The 16,870-nt window shown below is 54.9% G+C and carries 15 protein-coding genes; 4 read left to right on the top strand and 11 right to left on the bottom strand.

Annotated features, from left to right (window positions below):
* Positions 1-135 precede the first annotated feature (135 nt).
* The 3 genes from R0137_RS13150 to R0137_RS13140 all read right to left on the bottom strand — a co-directional run bounded on the left by R0137_RS13150 (position 136) and on the right by R0137_RS13140 (position 4,088).
* Entirely contained in the window at positions 136-2,184 is a 2,049-nt protein-coding gene (locus R0137_RS13150) for a M13 family metallopeptidase (protein ID WP_407326864.1), read from the bottom strand.
* 215 nt (positions 2,185-2,399) lie between these two features.
* A complete protein-coding gene (msrA, locus tag R0137_RS13145; RefSeq protein ID WP_407326863.1) occupies positions 2,400-3,050 on the bottom strand; it encodes a peptide-methionine (S)-S-oxide reductase MsrA in 651 nt (216 codons plus the stop codon).
* A 69-nt stretch (positions 3,051-3,119) separates the two neighbouring features.
* A complete protein-coding gene (locus R0137_RS13140; RefSeq protein ID WP_407326862.1) occupies positions 3,120-4,088 on the bottom strand; it encodes an NAD(P)H-dependent flavin oxidoreductase in 969 nt (322 codons plus the stop codon).
* Between the two features lie 141 nt (positions 4,089-4,229).
* On the opposite strand from R0137_RS13140, the gene R0137_RS13135 reads away from it, so the two are divergent.
* From R0137_RS13135 to R0137_RS13125, 3 genes are read left to right on the top strand one after another with little or no spacing between them, the layout of a single operon-like run.
* Positions 4,230-4,865: a PadR family transcriptional regulator gene (locus R0137_RS13135; protein ID WP_407326861.1), complete on the top strand. Its 636-nt coding sequence runs from the start codon at positions 4,230-4,232 to the stop codon at positions 4,863-4,865.
* Between the two features lie 46 nt (positions 4,866-4,911).
* A complete protein-coding gene (locus tag R0137_RS13130; protein WP_407326860.1) occupies positions 4,912-6,600 on the top strand; it encodes an AAA family ATPase in 1,689 nt (562 codons plus the stop codon).
* 43 nt (positions 6,601-6,643) lie between these two features.
* Positions 6,644-7,528, top strand: a complete 885-nt coding sequence (locus tag R0137_RS13125; RefSeq protein ID WP_407326859.1) for a general secretion pathway protein GspB — start codon at positions 6,644-6,646, stop codon at positions 7,526-7,528.
* 24 nt (positions 7,529-7,552) lie between these two features.
* Here R0137_RS13125 and R0137_RS13120 read toward each other — a convergent pair whose 3' ends face one another.
* From R0137_RS13120 to R0137_RS13085, 8 genes are all read right to left on the bottom strand, one after another.
* The gene (locus tag R0137_RS13120; protein WP_407326858.1) at positions 7,553-9,097 is read right to left on the bottom strand and encodes a Ppx/GppA family phosphatase; all 1,545 of its coding nucleotides are present in this window, start codon (positions 9,095-9,097) and stop codon (positions 7,553-7,555) included.
* 75 nt (positions 9,098-9,172) lie between these two features.
* A complete protein-coding gene (gene alr / locus R0137_RS13115) occupies positions 9,173-10,252 on the bottom strand; it encodes an alanine racemase (RefSeq protein WP_407326857.1) in 1,080 nt (359 codons plus the stop codon).
* A 1-nt stretch (position 10,253) separates the two neighbouring features.
* Positions 10,254-11,111 carry an aminotransferase class IV gene (locus R0137_RS13110; RefSeq protein ID WP_407326856.1) on the bottom strand — a complete coding sequence of 286 codons (858 nt, stop codon included), beginning with the start codon at positions 11,109-11,111 and terminating at the stop codon, positions 10,254-10,256.
* A complete protein-coding gene (locus tag R0137_RS13105; protein WP_407326855.1) occupies positions 11,108-11,968 on the bottom strand; it encodes a glutamate cyclase domain-containing protein in 861 nt (286 codons plus the stop codon). The genes R0137_RS13110 and R0137_RS13105 overlap by 4 nt, the downstream gene beginning before the upstream one ends.
* A complete protein-coding gene (locus R0137_RS13100) occupies positions 11,965-12,906 on the bottom strand; it encodes a biotin-dependent carboxyltransferase family protein (protein ID WP_407326854.1) in 942 nt (313 codons plus the stop codon). The genes R0137_RS13105 and R0137_RS13100 overlap by 4 nt, the downstream gene beginning before the upstream one ends.
* Positions 12,903-13,589: a 5-oxoprolinase subunit PxpB gene (gene pxpB / locus R0137_RS13095; protein WP_407326853.1), complete on the bottom strand. Its 687-nt coding sequence runs from the start codon at positions 13,587-13,589 to the stop codon at positions 12,903-12,905. Before pxpB ends, R0137_RS13100 begins: the two co-directional genes overlap by 4 nt.
* Entirely contained in the window at positions 13,582-14,313 is a 732-nt protein-coding gene (locus tag R0137_RS13090; RefSeq protein ID WP_407326852.1) for a 5-oxoprolinase subunit PxpA, read from the bottom strand. The genes pxpB and R0137_RS13090 overlap by 8 nt, the downstream gene beginning before the upstream one ends.
* Before the next feature lie 56 nt (positions 14,314-14,369).
* The gene (locus R0137_RS13085) at positions 14,370-15,161 is read right to left on the bottom strand and encodes a putative hydro-lyase (protein ID WP_407326851.1); all 792 of its coding nucleotides are present in this window, start codon (positions 15,159-15,161) and stop codon (positions 14,370-14,372) included.
* 133 nt (positions 15,162-15,294) lie between these two features.
* Between R0137_RS13085 and R0137_RS13080 the strand changes: the two genes are divergently transcribed.
* Positions 15,295-16,860 (top strand): acyl-CoA synthetase, encoded by a 1,566-nt coding sequence (locus R0137_RS13080; RefSeq protein ID WP_407326850.1) that lies wholly within the window; start codon positions 15,295-15,297, stop codon positions 16,858-16,860.
* The last annotated feature ends 10 nt before the right edge of the window (positions 16,861-16,870 follow it).

Raw genomic sequence — 16,870 nt, 5'->3', positions numbered from 1 at the left:
GCTCGAGGATGGGGGCTCTGTCTAGCGCGTGGCAGCTAGTCAGAGTAAGTTGCACCCGATGATACTCTCTGCCGCATTATCTCTGGAGAAACGCCGCTGTCTGCATGCCAGTAAAAGCTATGATCTGTGTAGCTGCTACCAGATTGACACTCTTTTTTTTGGTGCGATGTAGAGTCCGTCGCTTTCTTTTACGTCGAAGACTCGGTAGAAATCTGGCAGATTCGAGAGTACGCCGTTGACCCGTGCTTTATCGGGGGCGTGGGGATCGTTCTTGATAAGATACTCTAGAAACTGCTCGCGCCATTTCACTCGGCTTGATTGTGCTCCACCCAAGAAGAATCTCTCTTCCCCCGTAAAACCATCGATGACAGGAGCGTTCTTCCCCTCAAGAGACATCCGGTATGCTTTTAAAGCGATCGCTGTGCCGCCCAGGTCGCCTATATTTTCTCCGAGCGTCAGTTCGCCATTGACAGTAAGCCCCGGACTTACTTCGTAAGCACTAAATTGAGTGACTAGACCGCGCGTCCGTTTTTCGAACTCACTGCGATCCTGCTCGGTCCACCACGATATCAGGTTACCGTCACCGTCTAGCTTGCTTCCCTGATCGTCAAAGCCATGTCCAATCTCGTGTCCGATGGTCACGCCGATGGCACCGTAGTTAAATGCGTCGTCGACACCCGCGTCATAGTTCGGGGGTTGGAGATAAGCCGCGGGGAAGACAATTTCGTTCAGTCCAGGGTTGTAATAAGCATTCACAGATTGCGGAGCCATGAACCATTTGTTCTTGTCTATAGGTTTTCCTAATTGGTCCACGTTCTCGTTATGGCTGAAGATTCGAGCGCGCTTGATGTTTCCCAAGAGGTCATCCGAAGCCACGATAAGCGCACTGTAGTCTTCCCACTTATCGGGGTAGCCGATTTTGGGTGTGAATTTTGATAGCTTAAGCAGCGCTTTTTGCCGTGTTTCCTCGCCCATCCAGTCGAGATTGCGGATACTGTCTTCATAGGCTTTGATCAGGTAAGCCACCATCTCGTTCATTTTCTCTTTCGCATCGGAGGAGAAGTGCTTTTCAACATAGAGCTGTCCCAGCGTTTCTCCGATGTTACTGTTGATAGAGCTTATCGCTTTTCTCCAACGTTCTACCTGTTCCTCGCGGCCAAAAACAGTTTTCTGATAATTGAATCGTGCGGTCACAAAATCCGATGATAGATAGGGCGCGTAGGCGGTGAGCAAGCGAGAGGCGAGATATGCTTTCCAGCTCTCAACACTGTGTTCTCTAAAAAGCGTATTCAGCGCTTCAAAGTACGAAGGTTGTCGAACAACGTAATAAGGCTGAGCAGGTACGCCAATGCCTTCTAGAAAGCGCTCAAAGGATACGTTCGCTAACATTCTAGCAAGGGAATCGTGCTCTATAGGGTTATAGGTCAGCTCACGCTCCCGGTTCTTTACCTTGTCCCATTGATGCTCAGCAAGGGCTGTTTCTAGCGCGAAGCTTAGCTCTGTTGCTTGTGCTGGGGATTTGGCACCAGCGAGACTTAGAAGCTTATTCACATAAGATTTGTACGCTCTAATTAATTCTTCGCCCCGTTCGCTCTTATCAAAGTAAAAGTCTCTGTTGGGCAAGCCTAGGCCGGACTGTGTGAAATTGACAACGTAGAGCGTTGAGTCCTTGGCGTCTTGCCCAACGGAGAAATTAAACGGGCCATCGAGTCCTGCTGCATTCATGTCCGCAAGGTAGGCAATGACCTGTTCATGAGTTTTGAGGGCGTCGATTTGCTTTAGGTCGTCGGCTAACGGTTTGACGCCTAGGCTCTCCACCAGATCCTCGTTCATCCATGCGCTATAAAAGTCCATGAGCATCTGGGCGTGAGGAAGATCGGACCCCTGTTCCAGAAGCTCCTCCACAATGGCACGCGATTGTTCAAGGGCCTCTTTTCTAAGCGTCATGTATCCGCCCCAGCCTATCTCCTCACCAGGGATTTCGGTTTCTGCCAGCCATGTCCCATTGGCATATTCAAAAAAATCATCTTGCGGCCTAGCGGTTTGATTCATGCCCTGAATGTCTACGCCGGAGCGCAAACCTACCGCCTCTGCGTCAATTGAGGTGTCTGTACCTTGCGGCCCTTCATTATTACAAGCTGACAGCATCGCGGTAACAAAAAGAAGTTGAATGGACTTATACATAGACGAGTGAATCCTGATTAATTCGCCGCTCGGGCTGCTTTCGCTCCGAAAGAACGAGTAGTCCATCGCAGCGGGCGCTTTGCTTGAAGGCGCTGCGCCCTACCAAGTATCGCGAAGATCGCGTCGTGACTTCAAATCTTCATGGAACGTTTGCGATGGGCTGAGCCGATATTGCGTTCGTTGATATCTGTGAAGGAGACGAAAGAGGCATAGGATTAGTGTGGTGAAGCCGCGGTGTTCAATCCCCAGTCCTTATCGCCCCACAAGGCTTTTACACGCTTGTCTCGGCCGCAGCTGGATCGGTAGTACTTGTAGCGAAGAGGGTTTTTCTCAGCGTAGTCCTGATGATACTCCTCCACCGGCCAAAAACGTCCGGCAGGAAGGATGACCGTAGCGACAGGATCTTTGGGGAACAGTGCGTCTACCTCGGCGAGGGTTCTCTCGGCGGCTTGTCGTTCTTCGTCGTTGCCGACAAATACGGCTGTTTTGTAGCTAAAGCCGCGATCGCAGAACTGTCCACCCGCATCCAGAGGATCGACGGTGCGCCAGAAGTGGACCAGTAGCTCTTCATAGCTGATCTGTTCGCTGTCGTAAGTAACTTCGGCCGCTTCGTAGTGACCTTCGTGATTGCCTCGGTAGGTGGGGTTTTGCAGGGTTCCGCCCGTAAAACCTGAAACTACGTCTATGACACCATTCAATTTCGCGAAGTCAGACTCTACGCACCAAAAGCATCCGCCGGCAAAGCTGGCTGTCCGCTCCTCAGCTTGGGCAACGATCCCTTGCATCATCATGGCTGTGAAACCGGCGATGGCGAGCAGGGGGGTGAGATTTTTTAACAGCGACGATTGCGCGGTGTGACGAGGCATGAGTTTTCTCCAATCAACTACCTCTTTGGCAGTTGAGAGGGGAATAGGTTCCCCTCTCAACTGCTTTGTTCAGGCTGCGTCCAACAATCTGGCGCGGGCAGCGGCGTATTCCACTCTTAAGCGCTCTACCAATGCGGCCGTGGAGCCGACACTCTTCACCGCGCCGATGCCCTGGCCACAGCCCCAAATGTTCTTCCAGGCCTTTGCGTCAGTGTTGCCGCCAGAACCGAAGTCCATCGCAGATGGGTCACTTTCCGGAAGGTTGTTTGGATCCAGACCAGCTGCTTCGACAGACGGAGCCAGGTAGTTTCCGTGAACTCCCGTAAACAGGTTGCTGTAGATAATGTCTGACGAGTTGTAGTCGACGATGGCCTGCTTATAAGACTCCTCTGCATTCGCCTCTTCAGTGGCGATAAAAGCGGAACCGATATAGCCAAGGTCTGCGCCCATCGCTTGGGCACTGAGGATTGCGTCGCCATTCGCGATGGAGCCAGAAAGCAGAAGAGGGCCTTCAAACCACTCGCGAATCTCCTGAACTAGAGCAAATGGTGAAAGAGTGCCTGCATGTCCTCCAGCGCCAGCTGCCACGGCGATGAGCCCGTCGGCGCCTTTCTCGACCGCCTTCTTTGCAAATCGATTGTTGATAATGTCGTGGAGAACGATGCCGCCATAAGAGTGAATAGCATCGTTTACGAATTCTTTTGCGCCAAGGGACGTGATGACCACGGGAACCTTGTACTTCACACACATCTCGAGGTCTTCCTGCAGACGATTGTTCGATCCGTGCACGATGAGGTTTACGGCATAGGGTGCAGAGGGAGCATCTGGATTCGCTGCATCATATTCAGCAAGCTCCGTTGTGATTCGGTCCAACCATCGATCCAGCTCTTCCAGAGGACGAGCGTTGAGAGACGGGAATGATCCGACAATGCCGGCTTTGCACTGCTCAATCACCAGATCAGGATTAGAAATAATAAATAGCGGCGCTGCGACAGCCGGCAAACGAAGACGAGAAGAGAGTGTTTCAGGCAATGCCATGAGAGTTTCCTTTTTAAAAAGACGGTAATCGTGAAAATGCGTAGCGCAGACTAAGGGAAGTTGATTATCTATGCAACATTTTGCATAAGGAGGCGCTTAGGTGCACAATCACGCAGCCGCTACTTTTACCCAGGAGACCCTATGGCGCTGCGTTACGCGATTATGACTGCGCTAATTGAAGACGAGCTCTCGGGATACGATCTCGCGGGGGCCTTCGATAAGTCTCTAGGGTTTTTCTGGCACGCGTCTCACCAGCAGATCTACCGCGAGCTTGGGAAGCTCAGTGAGTTCGCGTGGGTTACGCGGCGCACCGAAAGCCAGAAAGGCCGCCCCGACAGAATCCTTTATGCCCTGACGGACCTGGGTCGCGAAGCCCTTGATCAATGGGTGCTCACCAAGGACCGAATGCGTTTGCAGGAGACCAAAGATGAGCTCTATATCAAGCTCTATAACCTGTCGGAGACAAATATCGAATACCTTCGCACTCGTTTACTTGAGCGCCGTGACGCCATGATGAAACGCCTGTATTTGTACGAGCGTATCAGGCGCCGCCACTACGATGATCCCAAGTCACTGCCTCTCCGCCGAAAGGGTGTGTATCTAGCGCTGATCGGTGGCATCAGTGGAGGCAAACAATATTTGTCCTGGTGTGATGAAGCGCTTGAACTCTTAGCCGATGCAGATGCTGGCGATGATGCTGAAAGTGTCCGCGAAAAGGATGTGAAACAGCAGGTTGAGGATGCCAAAGTAACAGTCTCTTCTCCAGATACTGCATAATGCGGATCCGGTTTCCGGCGACGATCCGCACCTCACAGAGCTCGGTATGTACTACCAGTATTTTGGTCTAAGCGAAGCGCCTTTCTCCATCGCGGTTAATCCGCGATACCTGTACATGAGTCCTCGACATCGTGACGCGCTGGCGCACCTACTCTATGGCGTGGGGGCGGGCGGCGGCTTTATTTTGCTCACGGGCGAAGTTGGTACGGGTAAGACCACGATTAACCGCTGCCTTATTGAGCAATTGCCGGAGAATGCGGACATCGCGATTGTGCTCAACCCGGCGCTTGATTCAATAGACATGCTGGCCACGGTATGTGAAGAGCTGGGCATAAGCTTTGATAGTGCTTCGCCGGGACTGAAAGAGCTTACCGATGCTCTCCATGGATTTCTTCTCGACAATCACGGGAAGGGCCGTAAGACGGTGCTCATGATCGACGAGGCGCAGCACTTAAGCTTCGACGTGCTCGAGCAGATTCGCCTACTCACCAACCTGGAGACCAGCGACGAGAAACTTCTGCATATTATTCTCATCGGACAACCAGAATTGGCGGCAAAACTCGCGAGGCCAGAACTGCGGCAGCTGAATCAGCGAATAACTGCCCGCTTTGAGCTCCAGCCTCTTACCGCCGACGAAACTGCCGCTTACATCCGGCATCGCTTGCACGTTGGCGGCATGCCAGCGGGACGCGAGCTGTTTCCTTTGGCGTTGGTGCGGGCGATTCACAAGGAAAGCCGCGGCGTACCCAGACTCATCAATCTGATCTGCGATCGCATGCTCCTTGGTGCCTATGGCCGAGATAGCGACCGCCTCGATCGAGGTCTTCTGAACCAGGCGGTTAAAGAAGTGTTCGGGAGCAATAATGGAGCGGAGTCTGTTACCCGCGGGAATCAGAAGCGACTTTGGCTGTTCGCGGCAGCGGTCCTGCTTACTGTTGGCGTGGTCCTTTGGTGGTTGCTGGATATGCAAAGTCACGTGGAACGCCTAGCCCAGACCCGTGAGCTTGCTGTTGAGAACACCGAGTCGCCTGGCACGCTCGCAGAGAATATGAATGCCCCAGGCGACGCAATGGTGATCGAGATGGAAGGACCAACCATTGCCGAGGTAGATGCTTGGCGAATGACTCCTTTGGCCGGGGCGCAAGCACTCGGTTCTCTCTACGGCACTCTCCAGCCGATGCTCGCGAACCCCTGCGCTACTTTCCTCAATAATCTGCGCTGCGAGCAGCGTGAGATGGAGAGTTGGAATCAAATGCTTGCAGAGGGTCGTCCAGCACTCTTGGGGCTTTTGGATGAGCGGCGGTTCGAGGGAAGGGCGCTGCTGTTGGGCATTGAAGGCGATAGGGCGTTGTTAGGAACGGCTCAGGGCGCGCAAGAGGTTCCACTCCAGGTGCTGGCGCCTCTATGGACCGGCACAGTTTGGCAGCTGTGGCGCCCATCTATGGCTGTGGAGCGCACTCTGGAGCTTGGCGATAGCGGGGATGACGTAGGTCGCGTGGCCATGCTTTTCGCGCGGCTTGATGGGCAAGCACAGCCATTGACGGACTCGTTGTTCGATAGCCGTCTGGAGTCTCGAGTGAAGCTGTTTCAGCAGCAACACGGTCTCCGTGCCGATGGGGTTCTAGGGGAGAACACACTGCGCGCCTTGTCGCTGGCCGTGGGAGACGATCTTGGCTTTTCCGAGGCGCAAGCCTGGGCTAGAGCACGCATTCAGGCGGGGTCGGCGAGCTCATGACGGCGAAGGTTTATAGCGCGGTTCCACCAAAGGGTGCCTATCGATGTCACTGATACTTGATGCGCTCAGCCGCGCAGAGCGCGAGAAACGTGAGCAGGCTAGCCCCGCGCCTACGATTCTTTCGCAGGAGTTAACACCGGGCAGTTCCGGGAGTACCCGCTGGATGACCTGGGCCGCATTGTGGGCCTTACTTGTTTGTCTGCTCGCCGCAATGTTTGTGCTGTTTCGCACAGTTCCAGAACACTCACCCGCAGCTAAGACCACACCCCAGACTACGACCGCGGTGAGCTTTGACACCGTCAAATCCGCACAATCAGATGACATGTCAACTCCTTCTCGCAGACTGCCGACGGCTGCGAGGGCGCAGCAGGCACAGATGCCTGCCCAGGCTATACCCGCCGACAGTCTCAGCGGGATCGAGCCCGCATCCGAAGAGCGCACCGCCGCGGTTGCGGCCTTGTATTCTCAACCTGCCGAGGCTTTAGCCATTGAGGCAGAGCCCTTGGCCAATGAGACTGAGCTCACTGTCAATCGCAGTAGTGAGCCAATCGAGGAAGGGTCAGAGGCGGCGGGAGCCTTACCCGCTGTTACCGCCTCATCGGTTATTACAGAAAGTGAGATAGATGTGGAGCAGGTGCTTAGGGAGATCCGGGCGGAGGCTGCCAACAGCGGCTTGGAACCGCACCCTACGCCGCTTCTTGAAGATCTCACCAAACAGTTCAAGGACAGAGTCCCGACCCTGATGTATTCCAGTCATGACTACAGTAGCTTGGGACGCTCCACCGTAACGATCAACGGCGACATCTTGACTCGGGGACAGCGCACGCGAGGGGTAGAGGTAAGAGAGCTTCTATCCGATTCAGTGATCCTTCGCTTCGACAGCACAGACTTCAGACTTCGTGCCCTTAATAGCTGGGTAAATCTCTAAGGTCGGCCGCATTTGAGAGCGGCGTCAGTTTACCTCCAAGCGAAGATCCATACGTTTAAAAACACTCCGCTGCTGCACCAGCTCCTGCGCGGTCAAGGGATGTTGCTCCAGCCAGTCATCGGGAAAATCAAGGCTCAAGCCTTCCGCAGAAGCTTTAATGGCAAAGTCTGGTAACTGCTCCAGCGGCTCGACGTATTTGAACAACGTTGCCAGACGTAAAAGGGCAACCAGTCTCTGTAGCCTTAGGAGCGTGGCACCATCGCTGTCTCCAAAGAGCTCCTGACGAAGTTTGCCATGCTGGCCTTCCACCAGGATCGCCATGTCTTCCTGCTCGTGTTGCGGAAACCCAGGTAGGTCAGAATTGCGAAGCAGGTAAGCTCCGTGGCGATGGTAATGTTTGTGCGCTATGGCTTTTCCGATTTCCTGGGACAACGCTGCCCAGATCAAGAGCTCCCGGTCGCTAGCGGCGAGGTCCCAAGCTTTGTAGGTTGCGTCAAACAACATACGAGCGCGACGTGCAACGATCTGCGAGGACTCCTCGTCGACGTGATAACGCTGCATTAATGCGACGATGCTTCTTTCGCGCACATCTTCATGACTGAGACGTCCTACGAGGTCATAGACAACGCCCTCGCGCAGAGCGCCGCGGGAACTTCGCATTTCATCTATGTCCAACACATCAAAAATTGCCTCGGTAATGGCCACACCCGATGCGATCACCGAGCGCCGGGCATCCGTCAATCCTTGAAGATTGATGTCGTCCATGTACTTGAAATCGAGTAAGGCCTTTCGCATGCGGGTAAGCCCCTTGCGCGTGATATTTCCCTCAGCCCAATCCTGGGCAAGGAGAATGCCTTCTATCGCTTGAAGAGTGCCTGAGGAACCCACGGCCTCGACCCAGTGCTTACTGCGAAACTGCTTGCGGATATGTGAGACCTCTACACAGGCACGGTCATAGGCTGACTTGTAGTTCGACTTGCTGAGCATGCCATCTTTAAAGCAGTCTTTGGCATAGGTCACGCAGCCGAGTTGCAGGCTCTCTAGCCTCCGGGGCTCGAAGCGCTCGCCAATAGCAAACTCAGTACTTCCTCCACCAATATCCACGACCAAACGAGATTGGGTGTCATCGGCAAGAGTGTGTGCAACGCCCAAATAAACCAGGCGGGCTTCTTCGCGTCCGTATATCACGTCGATAGGGGCGCCGAGAATTCGTCGTGCGGGCTCTGTGAACTTTCGTCGGTTCCGAGCGCGACGCAAGGCATTTGTGCCTACGACTCGAATACGTTGGGGCTCTACACTCTGGAGTAGTTGCGCAAAGCGGCTCAGGCACTCGAGGCCCCGATTGATGGCGTCTTTGGAAAGTGTGTCTCCGTCTAGCCCCGCGGCAAGTTGAACCTTTTCTGACAGGGCTTGGGTGGGACGAATCTCTCCATGCTCGATACGCGCTATGAGGAGATGGAAGGAGTTGCTGCCCAAATCTACTGCTGCGAGGAGGCTGCCGTCGCGGAGGGCTTCTGGATGGTCACTGAGGTCCTGAGAGGCTTTCTTGAGATCTTTTGTTACTTCCAAGGTTTGGCGTCAACCGGTCATAGTGTGCTCGGTAGTTTATCCGAGAGCACTCGTGATAGCACACTTTTACAGTGTCTAAGGCTCAACGATGCGCGGCACGCGCTTGGGCATGCCGGCCAGCAACTCGTAGCCAATACTATCTGCATGGTCCGCCAGAGCATCAACGGCTGGCACATCGCCCCAGAGTACGGCTTTAGATCCGATCTTAACGCCTGGGTGTTCCGTGACATCAACGGTAATCATGTCCATGGATACTCTGCCTGCCAGCGGCAGGGAAGCACCGTCGATGAAAACCGGTGTACCGTCAGGGGCATGACGTGGGTAGCCGTCGCCGTAGCCGGCTGCAATGGTCGCGATGCGGGACGGGCGTTGGGCTTGCCAGCGTCCGCAATAGCCAACGCGCTCGCCGGTCGGCACTTCCCGAATGCTAATGACCTGGGCGCTGAATTCCATGGCAGGCTTGAGACCAAGATCGTCAGCGGTGGACTCGGCTATCGGCGAACCGCCGTAGAGCATATAGCCCGGGCGAACCCAGTCGCGGTGGCTTTCAGGCGCACGAAAAATTGCAGCGGAGTTTGCAGTGCTCTGAGCATAGCCCTGCTCACCTACAGACCTATCGAACACATCGAGCTGTTTACTGATGCCGTTATCCTCTGGCAAATCTGCACTGGAAAAATGTGTACAGACAACAAACTCGGAGTGTTTGATTTGTGGCAGAAGTCTTTCAATGGCTTCTGCTGTTACGTCGGGAGCAAACCCAAGGCGATGCATGCCGGTGTCAACTTTTAGCCAGCAGGAGAGGGGGGAGTTCAGTCCGGCCTGTTCTAACCATTCCAGCTGGTGCCACTCGTTGATACAAAGAGTGAGGTTTTGGCTCGATGCCTCCGCAATTTCATCAGCGCTTTGGGGCCCTTCGAGCATCAAGATAGGCTTCGTAATGTCGTGCTTACGAAGAATTAGAGCTTCTTCTATACACGCCACGGCAAACCCGTCCGCAACATCGTGTAAAGCCTGGCTGACGGTAACCAGACCATGCCCGTAGGCATCAGCCTTAACGCAGGCCATCACGCGAGCCGCAGTCGCCTTGTCGCGAACGAGGCCTAGATTGTGGCGAATGTTCTGCGGGAAAACTCTGGCGAGCGTTGGTCGCGCCACGCTAGTACTCGTAGCGGTGCTGGCTGAACAGAGACTCTGCTTCGAGCCACACATCGCCCACATCACCGGACCCAACCGGGACGCCCTCAATCGCGACTACCGGCGCTACTTCCTTGCTGGAGCTGGTGAGCCAAACTTCGTCCGCACTATCGACTTCTTCCCGTGTGATGACGCGCTCTTCAACGGTTCGGGGAGAGTGCTTTCGCAGCATGTCCAGAAGCATCAGGCGCGTGATGCCCGGCAGCTTCTGATGATCCAGAAGCGGGGTGGAGATAACACCATCTTTCACAATGAATACATTACAAGCAGCAGCCTCGGTGAGCTCATCATTGGCATTGAAAAGCAGCGTCTCATGATGACCCTTTGAATGGCCATGCTGGTAGTGCATGACGTTACCCAGTAAAGAGGTGGACTTGATATTACAGCGCTGCCAGCGCAGATCCCGCGTTGCAGAAACCTCGTAGCGCTTGGCCAGGTTTTTGTCTGCTGCAGGTGGCGGTGGGATTTCAAATGCGAATGCAAAACGGGTGGCCTCAATGCCTACGGGCATGGCGTGATTTCGCTTGTTATCAGCACCCCGGCTGATTTGAATGTAGATACCGAGATTGTCACCCTCATTTGAGTCGGCGAGCTCGTTAACGATACTCCGCCACTCGTCGTGCTCTACCGTCATTGACAGCTCAATCGCATCCAGGCCTTCTTGCATGCGCGACAAATGTGGCCCCAGTCCGACGCTCTGGCCACTGTAAACCGGGATGACCTCGTAAATTCCGTCACCAAAAAGGAAGCCCCGATCCATAGGCGAGATTTTCGCCTCGCTCATCGGCATAAACTGCCCATTGAGATAAACCTGATTCATACCTTTTCGTTCTCCTGGGAAGGATCATACTCATCCAGTCGTTGCTGGAGTTGGCCAAGTAAGTCTGCTCCAGCTGACGCTGGCAGGCCGTCTTCTGTAAGCGTGTTCTCTCGCGTGACACCATCTATGCTGCCGCGCTCTGACAAATAGCGGAGCGTTTCATGGTGCTCTACCGACGCGAGCAGTCGTGTGTGCGTCAGTGCTTCAAGTATCGCGACCAAGGCGTAGGCTCCCCAGTTGGAGACATCCGCAATGAGAAGCTCATCGCAGCTTGTTGCCGCCCCGTGGATGTCCAGGGCGCTAACTTCGGCCTGAAGTTTGCCCATGCCTATTTCGTTGCCACCATCACCAATGGCAACGCTGGACCCCGGTGAAAGAGTCAAATAGTAATCAAATATGGCGCAGCGGATCGAAATATCCTCACCGCGCATATTGTAGTAACGATTGTCTTCTGCAAGTCCCGGCCGCTCTATAGAAACCACAACATCGGGTTTGAGTGTAGCGAGCATTGACTCGGCTTCCCTGCGCGCCGAATCAAGGTCAAAAGCTTGTAGCTTCAAGACTTCGAAATCCTGATCAAGGGCACCCGCCAACGGATCAGCGCAGGCCAGATGGCACTTTTTTCCAAGTTGCTCCAGTGCTTTGTACAGGGCGATAGCTCCGAGAGGGCCGTCGGTTTCGAAGGTTTCTAATACAGGAAATCCCGTGCCTATTAGCACTGAATCAGCATCTGCCAACAGCCTTCCCGCGCGCAGCACATAACCTGATTCCAAGGCGGGTCTCAGCTCCGCCATGCGCCGAAGGTTGCGCTCAACCAGCAGTTGCTCCATTGATTCGGTCAGTTCGCTGAGGTTCATTGTGGTGCAGGCTCCGGTGTTCGGGAGCGATCAAACACATGCGCGAGATGTAGTGCGTTGTGGGCGCTGTGTTCAGAGATGGCGGTGAAGGTCACTGTGTCTCCCGGACGCAACTGCGCGAGCGCTGCGCAATCTAGAGACAGAGCGCAACCAATCTTTGGATACCCGCCGATGGTTTGTCGATCGTTAAGCAAAACGATGGGTTGACCGTCGGCAGGGATCTGAATCGCGCCAGGAGCAATGCCTTCGGACAGAATGCCCTCGATCTCACAGTTGATTACCGGGCCCTCCAGCCGGTAGCCCATACGGTCGCTGCGATCCGTGACCGTGTAGTCACTATCAAAAAAGCGCCTTTGCTCAAGGCGGGGGAAATGCTTGTGCTGATACCCTGGGATCACTCGTACCGTTGCACGATGGTGGTACTTTGGACGCATCTCAGGGGGTAGCCACAAGCGCAGAACGGCGTCGCTTGGATGGATGGGGAGCGTATCCCCAGCAGCAAGCCGCCCGCCGTTCAGGCCCCCGATACCTTCACGAACAACGGTGGAACTGCTGCCAAAGCTCTCGGGAATGGCCAAGCCACCGCGCACCGCAACGTAGCTGCGACAGCCGGTAGTGCTGTAACCAAGACTGAGCTCATCTCCCGCTGCAAGATCGATCACCGACCAGAGGGCTTTTTCTTCCCCGTTAACGCTAAGAGGGAGGGAGGCTCCGGTTACCGCTATCTGCACGTCTTCGTTGGCACGAAGGCAGAGACCGCCAAAACTAGCCTCGATCAGCGTAGCGTTAGGCGCGTTCTGGAGAAGGCGATTCGCAAGGGATGCAGCCAGGGCGTCCATGGGGCCGCCGGTTGTCAGGCCTATGGCCGCCTGCGCGAAACGGCCCCGATCCTGCAGCAGGCTCAGGAGTCCGGGCTGTAGCACTTTTAAGCTGCTCAAAGCTCGCCCCCAGCCTTTAGGAAGGCTGATCGGTCAATGGGTCTGAATCGCACGCGGTCACCCACGTGCACGGGCATAGGTTCTGTCGCTTCCGGATCGAACATTCTTTGGGGTGAGCGACCAATCAGGTTCCAGCCACCAGGTGAAACCGCTGGGTACACCGCTGTTTGCCGGTCAGCAATGGCCACAGCGCCCCTGGGCACCTTCTGGCGCGGCGTGCGTAGCCGGGGAGCCGCTATGCGTGAATCGACGTCGCCCAGATACGCAAAGCCCGGTGCAAAGCCTATGGCATAGACGCGATACTCCTGGTGACTGTGAATGTCGATCACCTCTGCCACGGACAAACCTTTACTGTCGGCAAGAGATTGAAGGTCCTCACCACTTTCGGTCGAGTAGTAGACGGGAATCTCCACGAGCCGGCCGCTGTTGGTTGTGCCCGTTGCAAGATCAGGTATGCAGGCTCTAATGCATTGACTCACGTGGTAGCGGTCGCTTTTTAGTGGGTCAAACAAGACGAGCAGTGAGGCGTAGGAAGGAATCAGGTCCACCAATGCCGATGCTAATGCGGGACGCAGGGCATCCCCAAGGGCCTGTACCCTGGCGGCGACTGCCGGGGAGCTCTCGCTGCCCAGGTAGACAATGAGCGCTGCCTCTCCTGCACACTCGATCCGAAGGTCAGTCATCGGCAAGTAACTGTCGAATCTCTCGGATGGCGTTTACACCTTCGGCGTTGTCACCATGGACGCACAAACTGTCTACCTGAAGCGTCAGCGTTTCTCCAGATACCGTGGTAACCGTGGATTGGCGTGCCAGTTGCTCGACCTGGGCGAGCATACGGTCTCGATCGTGGACGGCTCCGGGTTTGCGTCTTGAGAGCAGACGACCGTCATCGTCGTAGCATCGGTCTGCAAAAGCTTCGAAGTACAGCGGAAGATTCAAGGAGGAGGCCTCTGACCGATGGCTTTGGGCTTCAGTGGTGGCCTGAAGCATGAGTGTCAGCGGCTTTGCATAAGCCGCTACCGATTGCATTACGGTATTGCGAACTTCGGAGTTTGCCATCATGTCGTTGTAGAGGGCGCCGTGGGGCTTCACATACTGCAGGTCCACACCCAGGGTTTTAGCCATACCATCGATCGCGGCAATTTGGTAAAGGAGGGTGCTGCGGAGCTCGTCAGCGGATAGGGCCATGCTCCGTCTGCCAAAGCCGACGAGATCTGGATAGGCGGGATGAGCGCCCACAGACACGCCATGCTCCGCAGCCAACTTAAGTGTCCTCTCCATAGTTAGAGGGTCGCCGCCGTGAAAACCACAGGCGACATTGGCTTGGTCGAGGAAGGGCATAACCTCCTCGTCCAGACCCATACGCCAGCTGCCAAAGCTTTCACCCAAATCGCAGTTCAATAACACGTTGTACGCTCCTGCAGCTTGTCATTCTTCAATATCTGCGTGGTCTTGCGCATCACTTAGAGAATAGCCAGTTCAGCATTGCGCATGTCTGTCACCAACATGCAGCCCGGACTGTGAGTAATCGCAAATGGGGGCGCCGCGTTTTCCAGTGCCACCTGAGGTGTGACACCGCAGGCCCAAAATAGAGGTAACTCCCCAGTTCGAATATTCACCGGGTCACCGTAATCCGGAGCGTTGATGTCCGCAATGCCAATTGCGCCGGGATCACCGAGGTGCACTGGCGCACCGTGTACGGCGGGGAAACGACTGCACACCTGTATTGCACGGATAGCATCAGCAGGGAGAAATGGCCGCATGCTTACCACCATATCTCCCGAAAAGGGTCCTGCGGACTCGCAGGGAATGTTGCTTCGAAACATTGGCACGTTGACCTTTTCACTGATGTTGCGTACGTCCAGTCCGGCCTCCATAAGCGCCTCTTCGAAAGAGAAGGAGCAGCCCAAGGCGAAGGTCACGAGATCCTCAGTCCACAGATCCATGATGTCACCGCACTCGACATCAAAAACGCCATCGCGAAACACTCGATAGGAAGGTATGTCTCGTCGAATATCAATATTACCGAGTTTTGCCAGCCCCGTGTCACCCGGCGAAGAGCTGCAGGCAATGAGAGGGCAGGGGCGCGGATTCGCCTGACAAAAACGCAGGAAATCAGCGGCCCACTGGGACGGCAGAATAACGATGTTGCACTGCACGAAACCGGGCGCAAGGCCTGATGTATTGTCCGAAAACTCCCCGCTGCGTATTTTTTCGCGAAGCGCTGAGGGGGTGATGTTTGCGACTACTTCCACGTTTCTAACCTACATATAAGCTGTGAAGGGGTTGCTTGAACGAGTCCGTAATTAGAGCGAAGGAGAGTACCTGAGAGCGCCACTATTCTATAGTATCTTTAGATAGTCGAATAACAACTTCCAGGAGCCCCGGATGCCACATCCCAGCGAAACCGCCAAAGTCTATCCCCATAAGCCTGCCATCATTGTGGCCGATGCATTGGGAGGCGGTGACAAGATGGTCACCTATCGGGAGTTAGACGAACGGTCGAACCAGGCGGCGCAGTTGTTCCGATCTTTGGGTTTGAATTCAGGCGACCACATTGCCTTGATGATGGAGAATCGCCGGGAGTATTTGGAGATTTGCTGGGGCGCTCAGCGGGCGGGCATAATTTTCACCGCCATCAGCAGTCACCTTAAGGCGGAAGAGACTGCCTACATTCTTAGTAACTGCGAGGCGAAACTTTTTATTGCGTCGCCCAAGGTGGCGTCGGTGGCTATCGCTGCGACGGAGAGTGCTGCGGGGGTTCATCACCAGTTTATGGTCGGTGGTGTACGCGACGACTTTGAATCTTGGGAAGAGGCCACTGACGCGCAGCCAACCACGGCTGTGGAGGATCAGGCGAACGGAGTTCCGATGCTGTATTCGTCGGGCACTACGGGGCAGCCTAAGGGAGTTTTTGTGCCCCCTGATTCGGATGATATGCACGCTCCGCATTTTCTCGCAGGGACCTTGGGCGCAGCTTTCGGATTTGGTGAAGAAACCGTATACCTGTCGCCAGCACCGCTCTATCACGCAGCGCCCCTGCACTACAACATGCTTACTCTGTACATGGGCGGCACGACGGTGATCATGGAGCAGTTTGATCCCGAGCGCGCACTTGCACTCATAGAAGAGCATCGTGTTACGCACAGTCAGTGGGTTCCCATTATGTTTGTACGTATGTTGAAGTTGCCCGAGGAAATGCGCGACAAGTATGACCTTAGCTCTATGCAATTTGCGATACACGCTGCAGCGCCCTGTCCCATAGAGACCAAAGAGAGAATGATTGATTGGTGGGGCCCCGTGATCGTGGAGTATTACGCCGCGAGCGAGTCTATTGGCGCCACATTGATCGATTCACCCCAATGGCTGAGTCATAAAGGTTCCGTTGGACGCGCGATGCTCGGAGAGCTGCACATCGTGGACGATGAGGGCCGAGAGTTACCTGCGGGGGAGGTCGGTGCGATTTACTTCAGCGGCTCTCAAGCGACGTTCGAGTACTACAAAGAGCCCGAAAAAACCGCCGCGTCTTATAACGAAGAAGGCTGGGCTAACACGGGTGACGTCGGCTATTTGGACGAAGAAGGTTATTTGTATCTAACCGATCGCAAACATTTCATGATTATTAGCGGTGGCGTCAACATCTATCCACAGGAGGTCGAAAATCTGCTCATTACCCACGACAAGGTCGCTGACGTCGCCGTATTCGGTATTCCTCACGAGGAATTTGGCGAGGAGGTGAAGGCTGTGGTTCAGCCGCAGAACTGGGTCGACGCTACGGATGAGGTTGCCATTGAACTGATGGAGTGGCTCCGCGAAAGACTGTCACATATCAAGATTCCGCGCTCTATAGACTTTAACGAAAGTCTGCCTCGCCTCGATAACGGCAAACTTTACAAACGCCATCTCGTAGAAGAGTACCGAGCAGCAGCGAGGGACGACATCGCCAAGGAGTAAGTCCTTGCGC

Origin of the sequence: Congregibacter brevis (assembly GCF_045689245.1) — a bacterium.
GTDB classification, from domain to species: domain Bacteria; phylum Pseudomonadota; class Gammaproteobacteria; order Pseudomonadales; family Halieaceae; genus Congregibacter; species Congregibacter brevis.
Note: the sequence above shows the minus strand (reverse complement) of the source record. Positions and strands in the feature narration are given on the sequence as shown.